We start from the raw sequence: 22,063 nt of genomic DNA, 5'->3' as shown, positions 1-22,063 counted from the left end.
TTCCTGACAGCGGTTGTCCTAATAAAGCGTCGCATCGATCGCTTCCGGACAGCGTTTGAGATACTCCAGCAACTCGCTTACATTGGCGGTTGCCAGTGCGATGCAGGAATCTGCGCCGCCATAATACATCTTCAGCACACCCGTCTTTTCATCGACGACGCAGCCGCTGGGAAAAACGACATCGTCAACATCGCCTTCGCGCTCGTACCACTCGGTTGGCCCAAAGACCCATTCATCACTGCGGTGCAGCACCTTCAGCGGATTATCAAGATCGAGCAGCGCCATGCCAAGGCGATAGATCGATCCGGAAGCCGTCAGGCGCACACCATGGTAAAGTAGAATCCAACCTTCGGACGTTTCGATCGGCGGCGCAGCCAGACCGATTTTTCCGCCATCCCACCAGCCGCCGCGACGCGCATGCATCAATACCTGGCGTTCTCCCCACTGGGAAAAGTCATCGGTGACAGAAAGCCAAATATGAGCGCCCGGCACATAGTTTGCTGTAATCGGTCGATGAATTAACGCCCATTTCCCATTAATCCGGCGCGGAAAAAGCGCCGCATCCTTATCTTCCGGCGGCATAATCGGGCCGTAGCGCTCAAATTTGATGAAATCGCTCGTCAGCGCCATTGCCACGAGCGGTCCGCCGCGCGAATAGGCCGTGTAAACAATGGCCCATTTCTCTAATTCAGCCAGCCAAGTAATCCGCGGATCTTCAATGCCCCACTGCTCTTCCGGGTAGTGCTCCGGATCCGGTTCAAGCGTCGGCACACGTTCAATCTGCCAATTGCTCACGCCATCATCACTGATCGCCTTCGTCAGATGTGAAAAACCCCGCCGGTCTTCGACCCGGGCCAACAGCAACACCTTGCCGTGAAACATCGTTGCCGCCGGGTTGAACACGGTATTTGCCGGGTAAGGCCAGCCTTTGGCTGTCAGGATCGGATTATTGGGATAACGCTGAAACAACTCTTTATATGTATTGTTTTCGCTCTTTAACTTTGATTCAAACCTGTTTTTGCCCATAAAAAAAAACCTCCTACGTCTGGGTATTCGGCGGATGCCGGCAAGTGTGATAGGTCACACCAATCCCTATATTCCGTGGCGGTTATGCATAGTATTGATTTGTCGCTGCTACCGATAGCGTCTAACGAGCCGTAGTTAATTATACACCATTTTTTTCCATTCGTCAAATCGGTGTTTTCTCGTTGTAAACAATTGTATATTTAAATTAGACATTGTAGTATGATGAGCCAAATAACAAGCAAGCAGAAGGAGGGCATCCATCATGCATGATCCGATCGTAACACGCTATCCCGGCAACCCGATATTGACTAGGCAAGATGTTCCTTACGACGTCCACACCGTACATAACGCCGGCGTTGCCAAATACCGCTCCGTGTATTACATGCTTTTCCGTTCGCATCTTGCAACCGGTCGTTCGATTATCGGCTTGGCGGAAAGCAGGGACGGTTATTCGTTTACGGTGCGGCCTGAGCCATTCATTGTCCCTGCAAGCGAAGGAATTTTCCAAAAATATGAAGCGTTCGGCGTGGAAGACCCCCGCATTTCATGCATTGACGGCGAACACTACATCACCTACAGCGCCTATTCCAAATACGGCGTACGCATCGTACTGGCAAAAACTTCTGACTTCACTTCATTGGAGCGCATCGCGCTGATTACTGAGGCGGATTATCGCAACATCGTCTTGTTTCCAGAAAAAATAAACGGCCGCTACGTGCGTCTCGACCGTCCTCATTCTGAAATTTCGCCCTGGGCGATTTGGATCAGCTATTCGCCTGACCTCGTCTATTGGGGCGAAGCGGAATTGATCATGCTGCCGGAGGCGTATCACTGGGATGAAATGAAGATCGGCCCCGGAGCGCCGCCGATCAAGACAGAGCAGGGCTGGCTGTCGATCTATCACGGCGTTTTTCCTACCATGGCCGGCGCCGTATACCGGCTTGGAGTCGCCTTGCATCAGCTCGATGATCCGTCTGTCATTCTCGGCGTCAGCGATCGTTGGATTTTGCAGCCGGAAGATGCTTGGGAAGTGACCGGCTATGTGCCAAACGTCGTATTCAGCTGCGGCGCCGTCGCGGAAGACGACGGCAGCGTCAAAATCTACTGGGGGGCCGCCGATTCTGTAATGTGCGTAGGTACCGCCAAGCTTAACGATCTAGTGGATCTTTGTCTTAACCACAGTCGAGCCGCGCTTCCCTGAGCAACGCTTTCGCTATTCGCCGCGAATCACGCGCAGCAATTCCGCTGTTTTTTCCGTCACCAGGGCTTTATCGCCGCGACTTTCCACATTGAGACGCAGCAGTGGTTCCGTATTGGATGTGCGAAGGTTGAAGCGCCACTGTTCATATTCCACGCTAAGGCCATCGGTACGATCCACGTTAAGCGCCTTGGGAATGTAGCTTTCTTCAATTTTCCGCATGACTTGCTCCGCATCCTGCACCGTACTGTTGATCTCACCGCTGACCGGAAAGGCAGCCATCCGTGCGGCCACCAATTGCGACAGCGTTTTTCCGCTTGCGCTGATAAGCCCGGCCACCAGCAGCCAGGGTATCATACCGCTGTCGCAATAGGCAAAGTCTTTGAAATAGTGATGCGCAGACATTTCGCCGCCATAGACCGCGTCTTCCTGACGCATGCGTTCCTTGATAAATGCATGACCGGTCTTGCTCTGAATCGCCTGTCCGCCCGCCGCCTTCACCATTTCAATCGTATTCCAGGTCAGGCGCGGGTCATGGATGATTTTTGCGCCAGGCTGGTGCTGTAAAAACGCTTCTGCCAACAGACCAACCATGTAGTAGCCCTCGATGAATTCCCCCTGTTCATCAAATAGGAAACAGCGGTCAAAATCACCGTCCCAGGCAATACCAAAATCAGCGTTCGCTTCCCGTACGGCGTTAGCTGTCGCCGCACGATTTTCAGGCAGCAACGGATTGGGAATGCCATTGGGAAACGTGCCGTCCGGTTCATGGTTCAATTTGACGAAATGAAACGGCAAGTGTCTTTCCAGCGCGTCCAGCGCCGGTCCGGCGCAGCCGTTGCCGGCATTGACGACGATTTTCAGCGGTTTTAGCCGTTCAACATTGACATAGCGCAGCAAATGCGCAATATAGTCCGGCATGATGTCAAAAGCGTCAACCATTCCCGGAAGTGTATGTGCGTCAAGCGGCCAGACGTGCGCCGCATCGACAACGAACTCCTCTAACTTGCGCAAACCGGTATCGCCGCTAACGGGCCTTGCTCCGGCACGCACCAGTTTCAGTCCGTTGTAATCGATCGGATTATGGCTTGCCGTAACCATGATGCCGCCGTCCAGCTCCAGATGCTGCGCGGCAAAATAGATCATTTCCGTACCGCAAAGCCCTAAGTCAAGTACCTGGCAGCCCATCGCCTGCAAACCGCGAATCAGCGATTGCGTCAACGCTTCGCTCGACAAACGAATATCGCGTCCAACCGCCACGCGTTTTGCCGCAAAGAGTTCTGCGAAAGCCTGTCCAATCCGGTACGTCATCGCCTCATTCAGCTCATCTGGAACCCGCCCCCGGATATCGTACGCTTTAAACGCGTCGCGCTTCATGCGCTGCGCCGCCTTCATCGCCCACGCTCCTGTAGAATTTCTTTATAGACGTCGATATAGTCTTTCACCATGCGCGTTTGCGAAAAATTGTCTTGCACTGTTTTGCGGCAGTCTTCCCGTTTCAGCGCGCCGACCGCTTTGCACTTTTCCGCCATCTCCGACACATTATCGACGAGAAAGCCATTGACGCCGTTTTGGATAATTTCCGGCATTGAGCCTTTTTTGAACGCCAGTACCGGCGTACCGCAGGCCATCGCCTCAACGACGCTGAGGCCGAACGGCTCGGCAAAATGAATCGGATGCAGAAGCGCACAGGCATGGCCCAGTACTTCATTGCGTTGCTCCGGTCCGACAGAACCGATATAGCGAATATCTTCATTCAGCTGTGGTTTGACCTGCGTCTCATAATATTCATGGTCTTGAACGATGCCGGCAAGTACCAGTTTCATCTTCGCCCGTTTAGCGACTTCGATCGCCTCTCTTGTTCCCTTATCCTTATGGATTCTGCCGAAGTAGACTAAATAATCGCCGCGTTCTTTCTGAAAATCAAATTCCGCCAGATCGATGCCGTGGTGCACGGTTCGTACATAATCAAGCGTCGGACTGCGGTCGGCATCGCTGATTGAAACATAATGCGTCTTTTTATTGTACCGCTCATAGACCGGCATAATCTTCGTCGAAGAAAAGCCGTGTATCGTCGTAAGCAGCGGCGTTTTGATCAGTCCGCTGTAAGTCAGCGGCAGAAAATCATAATGGTTGTGAATGAGGTCAAATTCAGTGGCGTGTTCCATGATTGACGCAATATGCAACGCCTCCCATACTTTCGCGTCAATCTTCCGGTTTTCCTCATACGGCGTTTCGCATACGCTGCGCAGCGTCGCAGATGTCAGGGAATCTCCTGTGGCATAGAGCGTCACATCGATTCCTTCCTGGACAAGCCCTTCCGTCAATAAGGAAACAACCCTTTCCCACGGTCCATAATGTCGCGGCGGCGTACGCCACGCAATCGGTGATAGAATCGCGATTTTCATAAACGCCTCAATTCAGGCAAAACATTTGGCAACTTTTTTCTCTTTTTCCATGTTCTGCATTTTTATTACTTCGACACCGCCCTCCCCTATGCCTCTATAATAAAAAGCACGCTCGGCGTCCAAAGGCAGACTGATCATATTTGCTCAGCTAAAAGCAAGTTAAAACAGCGCAAAGAAAAACAGCCGGGCGTTTACTATGCCCCGGCTGTTTTTCTCTTTGTGCGTTACTTTTTCTGCATTGCCTGCCCGCAGCAATGAATCTCTGGATTGCCGCCAGCCTTCGTCACCGTGACTTCATTGCCGCAGAGCGGACAAATAAAAACTTCTCCTGCTTGTGCCATTATCGCTAACCTCCCCTCTGTTATGTTTAAAGGGCCATATCCGTTCCTATCATTAGTCTTCATCCTCAGAGCAAAGGATACGGCCTGTTCACATTATTTTTCCGTTTTCCGTTTCGGAGTAGACACCGACGCCGACGCCTTCCATTCCTTTGACTACGAAACCGCTGCTGATAACCCGGCGCAAAGCGGCGCGGCCGCGCTGCAGCCTGGCTTTGGCGGCGCTGAGCGGAATAGCGAGAATTTTAGCGGCATCAGGCACGGAAAGGCCTTCGAGATCATGCAGCACTAAAATAATTCGCTGCGTATCCGGCAATTTCAAAATGGCCTGCTGAATTAAAAATTGGTTGTATTTTGTCTCGCACATTTTGTCAGGATCTTCATTCGGTCGTTCGAGCGGCAGCAGCGCCGACTGAAGCGCGTCATTCCATTCCACCTGGTTTTGGCTGAGGCTGCGTTTCTTGCGAAAATTCAGGCAGACATTGGTGCTTAAGCGATAAGCCCAAGTGTAGAGCGACGCCTCGCCTTTGAAATTTTTCAACGAACGATGTACCTGCAGCAAAATGTCCTGCAGTGCATCGACCGCATCATCATGGTTGCCCAGCATCCGGTAAGCCAGTGAATAGAGCCTGGATTGGTATTGGTCGGCAAACAAGCGCAAAGCGCGCTCGCTGTCGGCAGCATTATATGCATCAAGAATTTTTTTATCTTCTTCACTCATCTCATTCACCTCTTGCTTCTTCAATGAACGATGCCGCGCGGCATTCGCTTCAGCACCTCTTCCTCGCTTTCACTATACCCCGAATCGTCAAATTCGACAACGCCCAATCCGACGCCCGGCATTGCTTCATACGCTTTGACTTCGCCTTTGGCGGTGGAGCCAAGTGCGCCAAGCAGGATATAAAGATCACGGAATGCGCCTTCGGGTTTGGCGAGTTCGACCAGTTTTTCATCCAGTTCCAATACCGCCATGCCGTTACCGGAGCTCAATAGGTCGAGCACCTGACGATCAAATTCGCCGTGTTCGCGTCGGCTGCGTCCGGTCATGAGCGTACGCAGATCATGCGATAGCGAGCCGGATACGAGCAGCAGCGTCTTGCCGCCCCATTCGCGCAGTGCGCCGCCCAAAGCGCGCCCCCAGCGAAACGCATCAATTGGCGAGCCGGCAACCGACAGCGGCACGACAGGCACATCCCGCTCGGGAAACATGAAATGAAGCGGAATGGTCACTGCGTGGTCAACGCCGTGCTTCGCATTTTGCGGAAACACTAAACTTTTCGCTCCGGCAGCCAGCAGCCGGTTCGCAAGCTCCCTCTGCCCGGCGACATCATATTCCACTTCGCTGCGAAAGCCGTAGTAATCGGTCACGGTCTTATGCGCATCCGCTGCATCGAGCGCAAAGTTTGCGCCGGTCTGCCAATGCGTCGTAACGGCGATAACCGCTTCGACGCCCCACTCTTTCAAACGTTTGCCGCTGTCGCGCAGGGCATTGACCACCGCATTGTCCTTGCCGTCGAGTTCGTCTTCGAGCAGCGTTGGTGCATGCGGCACAATCATGCCATATAGGTTCGAATTTAATTTCATCATATTCGTTCATCCCTTTCAAACAACCTTTAGCAACTTAGTACACCGTTGTCGCGAAAAGGATACTGGCACCGCAAAAAATAGACCGCCCCGCAAAAAACGGTTCGGTCTATTTTATAATTGGGAGTTACCTTATCTTTTAAAATTTAAGATTCCGTTTGCCAGAATTTCTTGCGCTCTGCCAACGTCATCAAAGCCGTTCGATTTCATTTTACCGATGCCGTTGTAGTTCGTGAACCACGTTTCGATAATCGTCGTTACGCCGGGAAATTTTTTATCAAGTTCCGTCAGGCTGTTCACCTGATAGAGGGGGCTACCTTCCTGAACGGCAATCAATTTGTCTGTTTCAACGTTCTTGGTGTTGATCAGCTTAATGCTGCCGATGATCTTAGCCTTAACCACAGCGCCGCGTTGCACCGAGTCGCCGAGAACCAGCACAGCCAGAACCTCTTTATCGTTTCCGACGGTTCTAGGCACGATGCCGAAGTTTCCCGGATAGCCAAGATAATTGATCACGCGCGGTTTGCCGTCGCGCAGTTCAATGCTAAGTCCGCCAGTCCTCTCATCCACTTCCCACTTCGGCGTCGTTCCGGCTGGGATCGCGATCACGGCATTGATCGTGCCGCCTTCATTCAGCGGTAAAACTCCCGTGTACAGGTTTTTTTCACTGACGATGGTATACGCGTCTTTGAATTTCAGACCGGACGCCAAATTGTCCTTGGGTGCGTCGGCGGCAAAAGCCGTTGCGAGAAAACAGAACGACAGGGCTAAAAGCAAACTGATTTTTTTCATTGAAAATCCCCCTCTACTTTTTTACTATTTCGAATATTCCGCAACAAAATAGTATCATAATAAAGGAGGCCTAAACAATAGTTCGGCAGGGATTATGGTTATCATATTAATGGATTGACGTCAATCAATTTGCCTGATGGCAGCATACCTTCATGCGCAACCACTTAAGAAAACTCCTTATCTGTGGCATCTATGGGCAATTGAATCGTAAATGTCGTTCCTTCGCCAAGCACAGAATCGACATCGATTATACCTTTGTGTAAGTTTACAATAATATCATTGCAAATACTCAACCCCAGACCGGTTCCTTTTCCCGCCGGTTTTGTGGTGAAAAACGGATCGAAAATAGCTTTGCGAATCTGTTCGGGAATGCCGGTACCATTATCTTGTATCGAACAGTAGACAAAGCTGTCGTCATGCCAGGTCGTAATCGAGATGCAGCCGCCGGAGGAGCGCTCGCTCTCTTCAACGGCATGCACGGCATTTACGATGAGATTTAATAAAACTTGGTTAATCTTATTGGCAATCGCCTGGATCAACGGCAGCGGTACGAGACTTGTTTTTACCTCGATCGAATATTTTGTTTCATTTCTGGTCATGATCAAAGTGTTTTCAATCCCCTGATTCAGATCATAGTCGCTGAAAGCAGCATCGTCTTTACGGGAAAAGAGCCGCAACGCCTTAACGATGCTCAAAATCCGCTCAAAACCATCTTTGGATTCCTTAAAAAGATCATCAATATCTTCCATAAGCGTATTCACATGCGCCCGTTGACACAGCCTTTCGACATCATCACATTCTTCGAGCAACGCCGCCGGATAGTTTTCTTTCAGTTTAGCAAATAATTGTTGATAAGCTCGCAGTATCTCGGTAAAGGTCGTAAAGTAATCCTGCAACACAGAAAAGTTGCTGTTAACAAAGCCAAGCGGCGTATTTATTTCATGAGCAACGCCTGCGGCCAGCTGACCGAGCGCCGCCATTTTTTCCTGTTGAAGCAAACTTTCCTGCGTTTGCTTTAAAGCCTGCAACGCACTTGCCAGTTCTTCATTGTTTGCGCGCAATTGCAGTTCCACTTCTTTCAACGTGGTTATATCTTGTTGCGTAACAACATAGCCGGAAATTTCGCCTTCTGCGCCATGTAGCGGCACTGCGGAAGACAGGGCCCAATACGTTTGGCCGTCTCCTCTCTTGTTTTGAATTTCTCCCCGCCAAATCTGATCGCTGGTGACAGCCGCCCAAAGCGCATTGCAGTCCGTTTCGGAATATAACGCTAAATCCTCTAAATTGAGCTCATAGCCGATAATTTCTTCCGACGTTTGTCCGCTAAAAGAAGCGATGCATTTATTCACATACTGTACACGCCCCTGCCTGTCTATGATCAGGACAAGAATCGGGCTCTGCTCAATAATGCCGGACAGCGTGTTGACTTTTTCAATATAACTTTGAATTTTTTTCGCCTCACGCCGCACCTTTACTTCATACAATTCCCTTTCAATTGCAGGTGCAAGACGTTGTAAACGATCTTTCATTACATAGTCATTTGCGCCTGCTTTCATCGCGCTTACCGCAATTTCTTCGCTAATCGTTCCGGTCACTATGATAAACGGCAGATCGAGACCGGACGCATGCAAAATGCGTAGCGCGGCAATGGCATTGAAACCAGGTAACGTATAATCGGACAATACCAAATCCCATTTCCGCTCAGAAAGCGCTGCCGTTAACGCAGCCGCATTGTCAACGCGCGTCTGGCTGACGCTGTAGCCCGCATTTTCCAATTCGTAGAGAATGACGGCCGCATCGTCTTCGGAATCTTCCACAAGCAGTACGCGAAGCTCCCTCATTTCCATCCCCCTCATTCGGCCAATATTTCCGAATGGCTTTTTCAGCCTCTCTTTCAGGCTTAGGAATTCGACTCATCTGTGGGAAAAGAAAACGACTTTTCTTCAAACAGTTTCAGACAAGCCGCCACGACATCATGGTCATAACGTTTTCCCTTCCCCTGTCTTATTTCATCCAGCGCTTTATCAATGCCGAGTGCAGCACGGTAAGGTCGGTGTCCTGACATGGCTTCTACGACATCCGCAACCGCAATGATCTTTGCTTCCAGAAGAATTTCTCCATCGACTAGTTTGCGCGGATAACCGGAGCCATCGATTCGTTCATGGTGCTGGTAGATGATCTCCGCGATATTCCATGGGAGCTCGGCATTTCGCAATATTTCATAACCGGCTTCGGCATGGGTTTTGATCAACTCAAACTCCGCCGTCGACAATTTGCCGCTTTTGCTCAGTATTTCTCCCGGAATCTTCAGCTTGCCAATATCGTGAATAAACGAAGCCATCTTAAGTCCCATCAACGCATCGCCGGACATTGCCAGTTTTTCGCCGATCGCCCCAGATAGCGCAGCCACTCTTTTTTGATGTCCGGAGGTATATACGTCTTTCGCCTCAACAGCATCGGATAATACCTTAATCGTCTGCTCCCAGGCAAATTGCAGCTGCGTTAAGCGCTTTTCCAATTCCAGTTCGATTTTCTTTTTTTCCGTAATATCGCGACTGAGACCGACAATACCTACGACTTCGCCGCTTTTAGACAAGAGCGGTACTTTTATTGTATCAAAGTAAGAACTTGCGCCATTCTTACAGATAAACCGTTCTTCACGCCTCAACAATCCCGACTCTATTGTGTTACGATCGGTTTGCTGGACTTCAGCAGCTAATGAGGGCTCAACCAATAGGTAATCCGTTTGATTAATGATTTCTGTACGAAGCAGGCCAACAAATTTTTCGAATGCCGAATTCACCATCTGATAACGCCCATTCAAATCTTTAACAAAAAAGATATCCGGCAGCATCTCAACAACCGTCTCCAGTTTAGTCGCTGCCAGTTCCATTTCCGTTTCTGCCTGCACCCGCTCATACCGCGTCGCCGCTTCACGCAGTTCGCGTTCAATCGCCGGCGCCAGGCGGCGTAATTTGTCTTTCATGATGTAGTCGCTGGCGCCCGCTTTCATTGCGGCCACCGCCGTTTCGTCATCAATCGATCCAGTTACAATGATAAATGGAATGTCCAGTCCTTTGGATTTTAGCAGGGCCAGCGCCGGAATCGCCCCAAATCCAGGCACCGTATAATCCGCCAAAATCAAATCCCACTTTTCTTCCTGCAGCGCCAATTCCATTTGTAGCGCCGTCTCAATCCGTCTTCCTTTTATGGAAAAACCGCCTTTTTCCAATTCTAACATGATTACAGTAGCGTCATCTTCCGAGTCTTCAATAATCATCACTTTTAGCTCCAGCATAACGGATACCTCCTTTCCTCTGATTTTTCAAATGACGCGTAACTCATTGCGCCAAACTAATTTGCACCCAGGTGAAAGTAAAAGGTAGCTCCTTCTTCTAACGCCGCTACGGCCCAGATTTCGCCGCCATGGCGGCGAATGACGCGCAATGCCGTCGCTAATCCAATCCCCGTTCCAGGATAATCCGCCGCCGCATGCAAACGCTGAAACGGCGCAAAAAGTTTATCGGCCAGCGTCATGTCAAAGCCGGCTCCATTGTCGCGTATAAAGAAAGCAAGCTTTCCGTTTATTTCCGTCTGCCCAAACGCAATCATGGCATTCGGATTCTTCGCGCTAAATTTCCACGCGTTGCCAAGCAAGTTTTGCAGCATAATTCGAAGCAACGCTGGATCGCCCTTAACAAAGAGACCTTCTTGGACGCACAAGCTGATGCTGCGTTCTGGCTCGCTTTCCTGCAACTCGCGCAAAAGTGCTTCCACGATTTCACTGAGATTGACTTCGCGCAGATTAAGCGCGGTACGCCCGACGCGCGACAAGGTCAACATGTCACGAATAAGCACGCCCATTTTTTGCGAGCAAGCTTGTACGCGCAGCAGATAATAGGCGCCTTTTTCATCCAACTTGGGCGCATAACGCTCCAGAAGAATCTGCGTAAAAACGTCCATGTTTCTAAGCGGCGCGCACAAATCATGCGAAACCGAGTAGCTGAACGACTCCAAGTCTCCATTCACGACGGCTAGATTTTGATTCGCCAAAAACAATTCTTGCGACTGCTCTTCCAACTGAAAAACACTATTTTGCAATGCTTCATTGAGATCTCTGTTCTTTTTGTACGCCCTAGCAATCGCGATGGCCATAGAGCACACTTTGCCCAAATTCAAGGCAAGATTGAAATAATATTGACGATACTGCGGAAAATCAAACTGCCCCAATTCAATACTTCCTATCGTATTTTCCTTCTCGCCAATGCGCATACGAAAGCCGTCATCGCCATTAATCCACTCATATTCAGCCGGAATTTCAAGCAAATGCGGCACTATCTTCGTCACAATCGTCTCGTCGCTGTTCAACGTGTAAATCAAGGTATCGGCATCATTCAACAGCAAGAAACGAATTGTCGCAGCGCCGAACAACTGATGAAACAGGCGCATGATGTTTTCGACGACTACCGCTTCCTCGCTTAATTGCGTCCATGTTCCCACGACGTCAAGCGCCATTGCATAATCGGCAGCTTGCTGTTCTAATTTCCCTCTTTCCTCCCGCCTATATGTTAGGGATTCTTCACTGAATCTCGCAGTTACAATCCGACTGACAAATAAACGAATAAAGTCGAGTCCAATCGGGATTATCTCAAATGGCCGATCAATCCATTCTGCCATTTGCCTCAGTTTTTCGCCGCTTTTCACACTGACAGCCGTATCAATCAACACCAACTTCGTACAAGATTCGGCAAAAAATTCACGGATACCACTGCCGTCAAAGCCCAGTTGCTGCAAATGCGTTTGCCAATGATCGAGCCAGCCGGAACTTAATAAATAGGCTCCTTGTTGTAAATAATGATCGGTAAGAGTCTTGCCGATCAATGGATAAAAACACTGCCCTTGTTCATGAAACACGATATTCTTCATCGTCGTTTCTTCTTTTGCTCTTGTAATTGCCCTAAGGCATCCCCCGCCAATGACTTCGATCCGCTCATATTCGCGGGACAATTTCGCCAAAAAATCATCCGGCCAGCAGCGTTTGCCGAACGCCAATTGACAGAACACAGGAAATGGAATTACGTCTATGTCTGTCAACCCTTCCAACTTGACGGCCGCAACAATTTCTTTTTCAAAATTCTTGCAGACCAAGAGGCAATGTCGCGCTTTTTTATTCCTCATCATCGTTGCACCAAGTCAGAGGATACTTTCCCCAGCGATAAACAGCCTCGGAAATTGCCATGAGAATATCTTCCGTCACCGCAGCCGGAATTTCGCCATGATGATCCGCTAAGACAAAACCGCCGCCGCGCGCACCGTGCGCAATCGCCTCTTTCACTTTCTCCTCTGCACTAGCATTCGTCCAATTGCGCATCTCAATGCCGTTCAAATTTCCAATCATTGTTATGCGTCCTCGACAGACTTTCTTAAGCGCACGTAAATCCTCCAAGGCGCTGACGCTTAGCGCAACAGCCCCTGTTTTAACAATGTCGTCCACGCTGCCAAAACTTCGCGCGGATGCAAGTGTCGTCGCCACAGGCCCTTTTATCTTGGCAATAACCTTTTGCGCTACGCCAAAACCGGTTTGCCGAAAGAGTTCCGCCGGAATCAGGTCGGTGGAAGCAAGCGGATCGGCATACGAAATCGCCGACGCTCCCGCCGCCAATTGTGCATTAGCCCAAGCAATGCAAAATTGCGCATTGACGTCCATCAATCGTTCCCATAAATCGCGTCGTTCATACAAAAGATCGAGATAATGTTCAAAGCCCATCTGAATGATTGGCAGTGAAAAAGGAGAAATGACGGAACCAAGAACAGGTACGCTCTCGCCGACTTTCGTTTTGAGAATACGAATTGTTTCCAAACAGCGCTGTAGCATTGACGCTGTTTTTAGCTCAGGACAACGCAATTTCAGAATCTCCTCCGCTTTGTTGATAATCGGTGCACCGGCATTAGGCGGAAATGCATCGTAAAAGATGGTTTCACCGCCCCAAGCTTCCAACTCCAGCGAAGCGTAATACGCCGCGATGACGCCGTCATGACGATACTTTGCCAATGCTCGCAGTTGTCCTTCAGCCACATAGTCCGCACGGGAGAAATAATCACGCAGCGTCAAACCAAGCTCGTTTGCACAATGCATGGTTAGCGGCAAGATAAATGGTATGCGATCCGCTTCTCGGTGCGACATAATCATCGCCAGTCGTTCGCTCGAAGTCAGCGCCGCTTTCATCATATTGCCGCCTCCTGTTTTAATTTTTGAATCAGGATGATCGTCTCAGCCGCAGAATGCGCCATGGCATCAGCGCCGACTTCGCGCCACAATGCATGATCCATTAAATACGGCGCCCCGCCGACAACAATTTTAAAAGCCCCTTCTGTGCAATCACGTTGCAATCGCACCTTTTTTACTTCCTGCACCGCATGCAGCATTAGTGTCGAAATAAATAGAATGTCCAGTCTATCCTTCTTTGCCAACCTTGCCAGACTATTGCCCTCTGCTACCTGCCCATAGTCAATTACGTTAAAACCGCTGGCCTTCAGCACAGTTGTCACAATTCGCTTGCCGAGCATATGATGGTCGGCAAGCACGGCAATACCGAGTTTCGGGCCAGACTGTTCGGATTCAGAAGCCTGCGGTAAAAATTTATGAATGACATCTTCGCAGATTCGACTGCTCATATATACCTGCGATAGTGACACATTCCCCTCTTCCCACGCCTTACCGATAGAGACCAATGCGGGAACAATCAAAACATCCAGTGCATTCATGATTCCGGCTGTCTGGCACCTCTCCATTACAAATTCCTGCACTTTTATCCGATCCAGCGCCAGCAGGGCGTCCGTTATAACCCCTATTTGCTGCATCTGCTCTACGGAAAACTGATGCAAAAACACATCGGGCATAAGGTCCACCTCCTAATAACACTACTCTATATTTTGCATTAATGGAAATTCATGGTTATAGCTATATTTCTCATTTCATCTGTAAAAAACCTGCAAAAAGCATTTTTTTCCTTGTAATAAATAAAAAAAACGTCTTTTCGCCGCATCACGGTTAAAGACGCCTTTGCTATTATTTTCCCTAAGTTTGTCGTCTGTCTAATTTGCCTTTACTCTCTTGCCCAGTTTAAGCGCAGCATCCTGATATCCTTGTTCAAACAATGCTCCGAGCAGCTCGATATTTTTTTCAAAGCGCTGCAGTTTAAGGCTGCCGTCTGGACGAATGATCGTGGCTTTGCCCTGCCGTTCCAACTCTTCGACGAATAGAACGGTTTCATTATAATGCGTGTGTCGGTTTTCCAATGCCCGTACCAGAGCAGGATATTTTCTAAACACCGTGCGGTAAATCATTTTCGCTTTGCGCGAGATCGATTCTTTCCGATAACCCGGCGGCTGCGTGAGCACGACGACGACATGTTCACAGCCGTCCGCCAGCGCTTTGCACACCGGAATCGGGTTGGCGATGCCGCCATCGAGATATGGAGTTTCGTTAATCATAACGATGGGCGATAAGAGCGGCAACGAGCAGGAAGCCTTGATGTGCAACAAGCCTGACGCCAGTTGCTCCTTGTCGAAATAATCGGTTCGTCCCGTACGGCAATTGGTCGCTCCGATCCGAAATACGCCAGGCGTACGATAAAAAGTCTCAAAATCGAACGGATCGATGCGATTCGGAATATCGTTGAACAAAAAATCAAGACCGAAATAAGAACCGTTAACGACCAGACTGCGCAATCCCATATAGCGCCAGTCGTTCAAGTAGTCAAGATTGACGCGCCGCCCTCTGCCTTTCTGCCGCGCCACATAATTGCAAGAATTGCTGGCTCCCGCCGATACGCCAACCACATACGGGTAATAGATTTCCTGTTCGAGCAAATATTCGTGCACGCCCGCCGTATATACGCCGCGCATGCCGCCGCCTTCCAATACAATTCCTGTTTTCTCCAACATATGTTCACCATTCCTATCTATGACAACACTCAAAGTTTGTTGATCATGCTTGCATTATACGCCGCGCCAAAGCCGTTATCAATATTGACCACGCTGACGCCGCTCGCACAGCTGTTCATCATGGAAAGCAGTGCGGACAGTCCACCGAAATTGGCTCCATAGCCGACGCTGGTCGGTACCGCAATAATTGGTTTGTCGACCAGTCCGCCGACTACGCTGGCCAGAGCCCCTTCCATTCCGGCAATGACAATGATCACTTTCGCGCCGCGAATCACATCCAACTTCGCAAAGAGACGATGAATGCCGGCGACGCCGACATCAATAATTTTTTCCACTCTGTTGCCAAGCAGCACGGCCGTCTCAGCCGCTTCTTCGACAACCGGCAAATCGGATGTGCCCGCGGCAACAATCGCGATATAGCTGTCGCTCATTTTTTCTTCGCGCCGCTTGATCGTGATTGTCCGACCAAGCGGATTATAGACGGCATCGCTACAAATTTGACAAACCGCCTCATATACGGCTTCATTCGCACGCGTCGCCAAGATATTATTCCCTTTGCTCAGCATAAAAGCGATGATTTCCGTCACTTGTTCGGCCGTCTTGCCTTCGCAGTAGATCACTTCAGGATAGCCAACGCGCAGCGCGCGGTGATTATCGATTTGCGCAAAGCCTAAATCTTTAAACGGCAGATCCTCAAGCTGCTTTAGCGCGGTTGCAACATCGAGTTCATTATCGTGCAGCCGCTGCAACATTTTTTGCAAATCAGCCTTATTCATGCTGGCCTCCTTTCGGATCATTCAGCTGATTCGCATTAAAACTCCCCATTCGATAGCCGTCCAGATCCAGCGTCACATAGCGAAAACCAAGCTGCTTGAATACAGCGGAAATTTCCGCCGCTATCTCTTCATTGAAAAGTTTTTTTCGTTCCTGCCGGTCCACTTCGATGCGCGCCAGTTCGTCATGACAGCGAACGCGCACAGCCGCAAAGCCAAGCTGCATCATGTAACGCTCGGCCGCTTCAATCCTTGTCAGAAGTTCCTGCGTAACTTCCTGCCCATAGGGCAGACGCGTCAAAAGGCAAGCATAGGCAGGCTTATCCCATGTCGCCAGTCCTTTTTCTTTGGATAACGCTCTGATTTCATCCTTCGTCAGGCAACATGCGAGCAGCGGACTCTTGACTCCCAGTTCCGCGAGCGCTTGACGGCCAGGGCGGTAATCGGACAAATCGTCAAAATTCGTCCCATCGCTGACATGTTGAAAGCCTTGCCGCTCTGCCAGCAGCGTAATGCGGGCAAAGAGTTCCTTTTTGCACAGATAGCAACGGTTTTCCGGATTAAAACGGATCGTTTCCGGCATTTCAACTTCGATGATCTCATGTTCCACCTGCAGCGACTGAGCAAACTCTTTCGCCTCGGCCAGTTCCCAGCGCGGCGTATAGATCGTCGCAAGGGTCACCGCCTTGACCTTTTCGCCCAGCGCTTCTTTTGCCGCCCACAGGAGGAAACTACTGTCCACGCCGCCGGAAAAAGCCACGATCGTACTTTTTAATTCTTTCAGATAATGGAGCAGTTCATTATATTTTTTCTGATTCATTTTTTATATCCTCAATTGCTTTATATGCTGCACTGTATACGGTTTTAATCGGCACGTCATGTTCATCGGCTAAGCGCTTGCAATCTTCGTATTCCGGTTTCGCATTCACTCTTTCGCCTTGGTAATAGCTGTTTTTCACACGGATCACGCCAAATTCCGTCTCTGCCTGAGTAAAATCGCGCCGTAATACGTTTCGCTCGACAACATACTTGCGAATGCCGATCGAAGTGGTTTCGCGAAAAATTACGCCCAGCACCGCCGCTTCGCACTCTGCATCAACCAAGACGCTAAGCTGAATACCCGTTCTCCCTTTTTTCATTGCAACGACTGTCTTAAACACGTCAATTGCGCCTTTGGCAAACAATTTCTCTTCAATATGGCTGTACAGTTCCATGTTCATATCATCAATATTCGTTTCCAACATTATTCTCTTTTCGCTCGTCGCGTCGCTTTCAAGCGTGCCGAGATAGACGCGCAGTACATTCGGAACGGCAAGATCACGATGGCCGATACCGTACGCGACTTTTTTAATTGAAAAATCGTTCAATACACCAAAGCCATGCACATTGCTTGCCAGAATGACCGCGCCCGTCGGCGTCGTGGTTTCATAAGCAACGAGTCCGGCCTTAATCGGAATGCCTCTTAAGATTTCAACGGTCGCCGGCGCCGGAACCGGCATCGTTCCATGCGCGCACTTTACAAATCCGCCGCCCACCTGCACCTCCGAGGCCCAAATCTTATCCACTTTTAAATAGTCCAGGCAAATAGCAGCGCCGACAATGTCGACAATCGAATCCGTTGCGCCCACTTCATGAAAATGGACTTCGTAGAGAGTCTTGCCGTGAACTCTGCCCTCGGCTTCAGCCAGTTTCTTAAACATAGCGCAGCTTTTCGCCTTCACTTTTTCCTTTAACTCACTCGCTTGAATCAGTTCTTCAATGTCTTGTAAATTGCGTGAAGCGTGATGCAGATGCTCTTTTTCTTCTCTTTTATGGTGTTTATTGTCATTACCATGGTGATGGTGATGATGATTCTGCTCAAGTAAACTTACTTCAGCGTACTGTGGCGGTGTCGTTAAATGTACATCAACACGCGTGCCGCTAATCCCCATTTTGACGCTACGCGTTATCTGTAGTTCATATTCCGCATCGATCTTTAGTTTTGAAAGTTCCTGCCGCAGATACTCTTCCGGCACGCCCAGATCGAGCAAAGCCGCTAAATTCATATCGCCGCTGATGCCGCAAAAGCAATCATAATATAGTATTTTCATTTTTTTCTCTCCTATCGCACTTTCGCCTCTGTCTCGTTTCTCTATTTCAGTTGCCGTACGCCGAACTTCTTTTTCGCGGCGGCTCAGCGAAGAAAATCCGCCAATGTCATCCATTTCAACAGACAAGCGTCGTTTCCTGTTCTCTCTTTGCTATTTTCTTTATTTTTTCACTTGTGAATGCCTTAACACGACAAAATGAAAGCCTCCGCCGTTTGCAGCGAAAGCTTTCACTTTTCCTATGCATGTTTTTTTATACCGTACATATCCGAATCGGCCCGATGAATCAAATCCTCAATCTTTTTTGCATCTTTCGGATAAGTGGCAATGCCGCACGAAATACGGATATCGATCTGAAGCTCTTGCGAAAGCGACAGTAACGCCGCTTCAACACGCTCCTTTGTTTTTTCTAATTCTTCCCGATCGGCATACGGCGCAATAATGATGAATTCATCGCCGCCCCAGCGCACAACGAGATCTCTTTTCCTCACATTCGCCCTTAACAGCGCCGACAATGCCTGAAGAATCTGGTCACCTTTCTTATGTCCGTAGCTGTCATTTATCGCCTTAAAATTATCACAATCCAGCATCATCAAACTCAGCTGTTCTTTCTTCCTCTTCACTTCGTCCAATAAGCCGGGAAACACCCCGCTGACAAACCTACGGTTATAGCATTTTGTCAGGCTGTCTCTTTCCGCTAAGAATTTCATTCTATCATACTGCCAGCCGATCATAAAGGAAAGCGCGGCGGCCACCACGGCAAAAAAAGGAAACTTGGTAAGCGGATAACCCCAATATACATATGCGTAACTGCGCATCGCAATTGCGAAAATAACAACGAGCAAGACTCCCGTGCACCTTCCCCTACGCCCCACCACGCCACTCATCCTTCCCAGCAAAACACCGCTTCCACGATCGCATTGCCCAAACATTTTACTTCTTGTTTATCTACTATCTTACAATCCTTTCTATATGTCAAATCATTTTCCTTCGGAAAATTGCTTCACCGCGTTCTTTATGGCAAAATAGAGATGACGGAATAAAGGAGGTTCTTATGGGTTTTATCGGTTATCGCACGCTAAAGACGGTCATCGGCACCGTTCTTTCCATGTATATTGCAGCACATTTTGATTTGAAATATGCCTCGGCTGCCGGCATCATTACGATTCTCAGCCTGCAAAGTACGCGCAAACAGTCGCTGCGTTTCGCAGGCAAAATGTTTGGCGCCTTTCTCCTGGCGCTGATTATCGCTACGCTTTTGTTCACGCGCCTCGGTTATACGCCGCTCGTCTTCGGCCTTTTCTTGCTCTTGTTCATTCCACTTTCTGTTCGTTTCAACGTACAGGAAGGGATTGTTGTCAGCGCCGTATTGGTTTCACAGCTTTTAATCGAAAAAACCAATGACGTCGCCTTCATCGTAAACCAAATCTCACTTATGGGTATCGGCGTCAGCATCGCTTTTTTCCTGCATCTTTACGTACCCAGTTTTGAGAGCAAAATAAAAGAAGAGCAGGAAGCGATCGAAAGCATGTTCCGGCAAATCCTTCTCAATATGGCCTACTCACTGCGTGAACAGGTTGTCTCGATCAAAGAACAGGAGCATTTCACTCGCCTCGAAGCCAATTTACAGCAGGGACGTGAATTTGCCAACAAGAACTCCAACAACAGTTTTTCCTCCAATGCCGGCGACTATAGCCGTTATATGAGTATCCGCACGCAACAGTTTTATACGCTGCAGCGCATGCGCAAGCATTTCGAGCGCCTTTCCTTCTCGTATACGCAAACGCATCTGATTGCCGATTTCACCAGCGAAGTCGCAGAAACATTTCTTAGCACGCCCAGTGAAAAAAAACTTATCGCGCTTAATAAACTGCGCGGCGTTTTTCAGGCGATGGACTTGCCGCAAAACCGCGCAGAATTCGAAAATCGCGGCATGCTCTACCAATTCCTAAATGACATGGAAGAATTCCTACGTCTGGAAACCGGCTTGAAATAGAAAAATAAAGTGCCCTTGATGAAAGAGAGCCTTCATCGAGGGCACTTTATTTTTAAAGGCTTGTTCCGGCTTCTTTTGTCTACGAACATCCCGCCTTTTTTAGTCGCCTACAATCTGAATGCAGAATTTACGATCGCGTGGACCATCAAATTCGCAAAAATATATCCCCTGCCAGGTTCCCAGCGCCAAGCGTCCTTCAAGAATCGGCAGAGAAACCGACGCTCCTAAGAGCGAGCTTTTCAGATGCGCGCGTGAATTGCCTTCCCGATGCCGGTAGGCCAGCTTCGGCACCATCGCGTTTAAGGCTGTCAGCATATCGGTCACCACATCCGGATCGGCATTTTCATTGATCGTCACCGCCGCTGTCGTATGCGGCACAAAAACCTGGCATAAGCCTTTGCGTGTCCCCGCTTCCAATACCGCTTTCTCCACCTGCTTTGTGATGTCGATAAAACCTTCGCGTGGTGTGGACAATTTGATTTCCCGCATCATCATTCCTCCTCTTTAGTTAAAAGCTTTCGGTTTTACGCCTGTGCAGCGGCTCAACTCGGGCAAGGTCGCCACACCGGCTTCCTGCTGCGCGAGCAGCACAATCTGGGCGCACGTCCTCGCATCTTGGAGCGCATTATGATGGCAAAACTGAATGCCGAACTGATCGGCCAGCGCCGACAGCCGATAACTGGCAAGTCCCGGCCAAACACGCCGCGCCAATTTCACCGTACACAAGTGCTGCATCTGGGGCAACGGCAGCGCATACGTTTCCAGCATATTGCGCAGTACGCTAATATCAAACGCCGCATTGTGCGCAAGCACCCACTGCCCTTCTAAATGAAGTCTGATTCTGTCCCACAGTTGATCAAACGTCGGTTTTTCCGCGACCATTTGCGGCGTGATGCCATGGATATCAATATTTTTCGCATCGAAACGCATTTCCGGCGGTCGAATCAACGAATACGCTTCGCGGGCGATCGTACCGTCGGCGACGCTGATCGCCGCCAGACTGCACGCACTATTGCGTTTTGCATTCGCCGTTTCAAAGTCAATGGCTACAAAATCCAATCGCGTCCCTCCTTCTCCAACCATTCAGCATAAGCAGTCGACAATCGTTTTGTCAGCGGAGCTTCTGCAGCACCGACCGCGATATTGTCGATATGGCTCACACGCTGCAAGCGAAGTAGTGAACTAGTCAAAAATACTTCTTCAGCTTCCTGCAATTCTTCCGGCCATACATTCCGCTCTTCGATATGAATGCCGAGACAATCGGCCAGCTGCAGGATGCGCTGCCGAACGACGCCCGGCAAAATGCCGCTTGAACGGTCCGGCGTAAGCAGATTGCCGCCTTTAACAAAAAACAAATTAGCGGTGCTGCACTCGGCAACCAAACCGAACGTATTGAGCATCAGCGCCTCGTCGCTGCCCTTGGCTTTCGCTTCTTTGCGCGCCAGAATGCTTTCCAAATAGTTAGCCGACTTGATCTGCGACAGCGGTGAAGTTTCATTGCGCCGAATCGACACCGTAGACAAACTCCAAGGCTCCGCATCGGCAGTCCGCTTGATCGTATCGGCAAAACACCAGACCTGAACCGGACCGCAGATCGAGTCATTCGGACGCGTCGGCCCAATGCCGCGCGACAACGTCAGCCGGACATAACCAAAACGCACCTGATTCGCGGCAATCGCGCCACGTAAACTTTGCCGGATATCTTCCAGCGGTAAGTCCGGCCAGCCGAGAACCTTCGCTCCATGACGCAAGCGTTCGATGTGCGCGGCCAGATCGACCGGCCGACCGCCCCAAACTTCCATTGTTTCAAAGAGACCGTTCCCATATAAGAAGCCATGGTCAAAAGGAGAAGCTGCCGCTTTTGCTAATGTCACAATACTTTGCTTCTGGTATAGATATCGCATCCTTTTTCCC

General features: G+C 49.6%; 22 protein-coding genes. 2 read left to right on the top strand and 20 right to left on the bottom strand.

The features are described 5' to 3' along the window. Positions 1-18: 18 nt before the first annotated feature. Positions 19-1,026 (bottom strand): glycoside hydrolase family 130 protein, encoded by a 1,008-nt coding sequence (locus tag QTL79_RS14890; RefSeq protein WP_346355757.1) that lies wholly within the window; start codon positions 1,024-1,026, stop codon positions 19-21. 262 nt (positions 1,027-1,288) lie between these two features. Between QTL79_RS14890 and QTL79_RS14885 the strand changes: the two genes are divergently transcribed. Next, positions 1,289-2,227, top strand: coding sequence for a glycoside hydrolase family 130 protein (locus QTL79_RS14885; protein ID WP_346355756.1), 939 nt, complete (start codon positions 1,289-1,291; stop codon positions 2,225-2,227). A 12-nt stretch (positions 2,228-2,239) separates the two neighbouring features. Here the strand turns inward: QTL79_RS14885 and QTL79_RS14880 are convergent, their stop codons facing one another. The 16 genes from QTL79_RS14880 to QTL79_RS14805 all read right to left on the bottom strand — a co-directional run bounded on the left by QTL79_RS14880 (position 2,240) and on the right by QTL79_RS14805 (position 18,998). Continuing rightward, positions 2,240-3,619 (bottom strand): phosphohexomutase domain-containing protein, encoded by a 1,380-nt coding sequence (locus tag QTL79_RS14880; protein ID WP_346355755.1) that lies wholly within the window; start codon positions 3,617-3,619, stop codon positions 2,240-2,242. Beyond that, complete coding sequence (locus QTL79_RS14875) at positions 3,616-4,632, bottom strand: glycosyltransferase family 4 protein (RefSeq protein ID WP_346355754.1); 1,017 nt, start codon at positions 4,630-4,632, stop codon at positions 3,616-3,618. Before QTL79_RS14875 ends, QTL79_RS14880 begins: the two co-directional genes overlap by 4 nt. 224 nt (positions 4,633-4,856) lie before the next feature. Beyond that, a complete protein-coding gene (locus QTL79_RS14870; protein ID WP_346355753.1) occupies positions 4,857-4,973 on the bottom strand; it encodes a hypothetical protein in 117 nt (38 codons plus the stop codon). An 88-nt stretch (positions 4,974-5,061) separates the two neighbouring features. Then, entirely contained in the window at positions 5,062-5,691 is a 630-nt protein-coding gene (locus tag QTL79_RS14865) for an RNA polymerase sigma factor (protein WP_346355752.1), read from the bottom strand. A 20-nt stretch (positions 5,692-5,711) separates the two neighbouring features. After that, entirely contained in the window at positions 5,712-6,557 is an 846-nt protein-coding gene (locus QTL79_RS14860) for a dioxygenase family protein (RefSeq protein ID WP_346355751.1), read from the bottom strand. Between the two features lie 129 nt (positions 6,558-6,686). After that, on the bottom strand, positions 6,687-7,346 hold the full coding sequence (locus QTL79_RS14855; protein WP_346355750.1) for an inorganic diphosphatase: 660 nt from the start codon (positions 7,344-7,346) through the stop codon (positions 6,687-6,689). Between the two features lie 164 nt (positions 7,347-7,510). Then, a complete protein-coding gene (locus QTL79_RS14850) occupies positions 7,511-9,187 on the bottom strand; it encodes a hybrid sensor histidine kinase/response regulator (RefSeq protein ID WP_346355749.1) in 1,677 nt (558 codons plus the stop codon). A gap of 59 nt (positions 9,188-9,246) precedes the next feature. Then, positions 9,247-10,644: an HD domain-containing phosphohydrolase gene (locus QTL79_RS14845; RefSeq protein ID WP_346355748.1), complete on the bottom strand. Its 1,398-nt coding sequence runs from the start codon at positions 10,642-10,644 to the stop codon at positions 9,247-9,249. Positions 10,645-10,700: 56 nt separating this feature from the next. Continuing rightward, positions 10,701-12,527 (bottom strand): ATP-binding protein, encoded by a 1,827-nt coding sequence (locus QTL79_RS14840; RefSeq protein WP_346355747.1) that lies wholly within the window; start codon positions 12,525-12,527, stop codon positions 10,701-10,703. After that, on the bottom strand, positions 12,514-13,575 hold the full coding sequence (locus QTL79_RS14835) for a uroporphyrinogen decarboxylase family protein (RefSeq protein ID WP_346355746.1): 1,062 nt from the start codon (positions 13,573-13,575) through the stop codon (positions 12,514-12,516). Before QTL79_RS14835 ends, QTL79_RS14840 begins: the two co-directional genes overlap by 14 nt. Continuing rightward, positions 13,572-14,246: a cobalamin B12-binding domain-containing protein gene (locus QTL79_RS14830; protein ID WP_346355745.1), complete on the bottom strand. Its 675-nt coding sequence runs from the start codon at positions 14,244-14,246 to the stop codon at positions 13,572-13,574. Before QTL79_RS14830 ends, QTL79_RS14835 begins: the two co-directional genes overlap by 4 nt. 195 nt (positions 14,247-14,441) lie before the next feature. After that, on the bottom strand, positions 14,442-15,293 hold the full coding sequence (locus tag QTL79_RS14825; RefSeq protein WP_346355744.1) for a patatin-like phospholipase family protein: 852 nt from the start codon (positions 15,291-15,293) through the stop codon (positions 14,442-14,444). Between the two features lie 29 nt (positions 15,294-15,322). After that, positions 15,323-16,069 carry a nickel pincer cofactor biosynthesis protein LarB gene (gene larB, locus QTL79_RS14820; RefSeq protein WP_346355743.1) on the bottom strand — a complete coding sequence of 249 codons (747 nt, stop codon included), beginning with the start codon at positions 16,067-16,069 and terminating at the stop codon, positions 15,323-15,325. After that, on the bottom strand, positions 16,062-16,886 hold the full coding sequence (gene larE, locus QTL79_RS14815) for an ATP-dependent sacrificial sulfur transferase LarE (protein WP_346355742.1): 825 nt from the start codon (positions 16,884-16,886) through the stop codon (positions 16,062-16,064). The genes larB and larE overlap by 8 nt, the downstream gene beginning before the upstream one ends. After that, positions 16,867-18,156: a nickel pincer cofactor biosynthesis protein LarC gene (larC, locus tag QTL79_RS14810; RefSeq protein ID WP_346355741.1), complete on the bottom strand. Its 1,290-nt coding sequence runs from the start codon at positions 18,154-18,156 to the stop codon at positions 16,867-16,869. Before larC ends, larE begins: the two co-directional genes overlap by 20 nt. 236 nt (positions 18,157-18,392) lie before the next feature. Next, positions 18,393-18,998, bottom strand: coding sequence for a GGDEF domain-containing protein (locus tag QTL79_RS14805; RefSeq protein ID WP_346355740.1), 606 nt, complete (start codon positions 18,996-18,998; stop codon positions 18,393-18,395). A gap of 209 nt (positions 18,999-19,207) precedes the next feature. Here QTL79_RS14805 and QTL79_RS14800 point away from each other — a divergent pair, with 209 nt between their 5' ends. Continuing rightward, a complete protein-coding gene (locus QTL79_RS14800) occupies positions 19,208-20,149 on the top strand; it encodes an aromatic acid exporter family protein (protein WP_346355739.1) in 942 nt (313 codons plus the stop codon). A 99-nt stretch (positions 20,150-20,248) separates the two neighbouring features. Here the strand turns inward: QTL79_RS14800 and QTL79_RS14795 are convergent, their stop codons facing one another. Genes QTL79_RS14795 through QTL79_RS14785 form a run of 3 tightly spaced genes read right to left on the bottom strand, consistent with a single transcriptional unit; the run spans position 20,249 to position 22,053 of the window. Further along, a complete protein-coding gene (locus tag QTL79_RS14795) occupies positions 20,249-20,638 on the bottom strand; it encodes a secondary thiamine-phosphate synthase enzyme YjbQ (RefSeq protein WP_346355738.1) in 390 nt (129 codons plus the stop codon). Positions 20,639-20,653: 15 nt separating this feature from the next. After that, positions 20,654-21,208, bottom strand: a complete 555-nt coding sequence (locus QTL79_RS14790) for a 3'-5' exonuclease (RefSeq protein WP_346355737.1) — start codon at positions 21,206-21,208, stop codon at positions 20,654-20,656. Further along, on the bottom strand, positions 21,196-22,053 hold the full coding sequence (locus QTL79_RS14785; protein ID WP_346355736.1) for an aminotransferase class IV: 858 nt from the start codon (positions 22,051-22,053) through the stop codon (positions 21,196-21,198). The genes QTL79_RS14790 and QTL79_RS14785 overlap by 13 nt, the downstream gene beginning before the upstream one ends. Positions 22,054-22,063 lie beyond the last annotated feature (10 nt).

Origin of the sequence: Azotosporobacter soli (genome assembly GCF_030542965.1) — a bacterium.
GTDB lineage: Bacteria > Bacillota > Negativicutes > SG130 > SG130 > Azotosporobacter > Azotosporobacter soli.
This window is presented reverse-complemented; position numbering and strand designations above follow the sequence as displayed.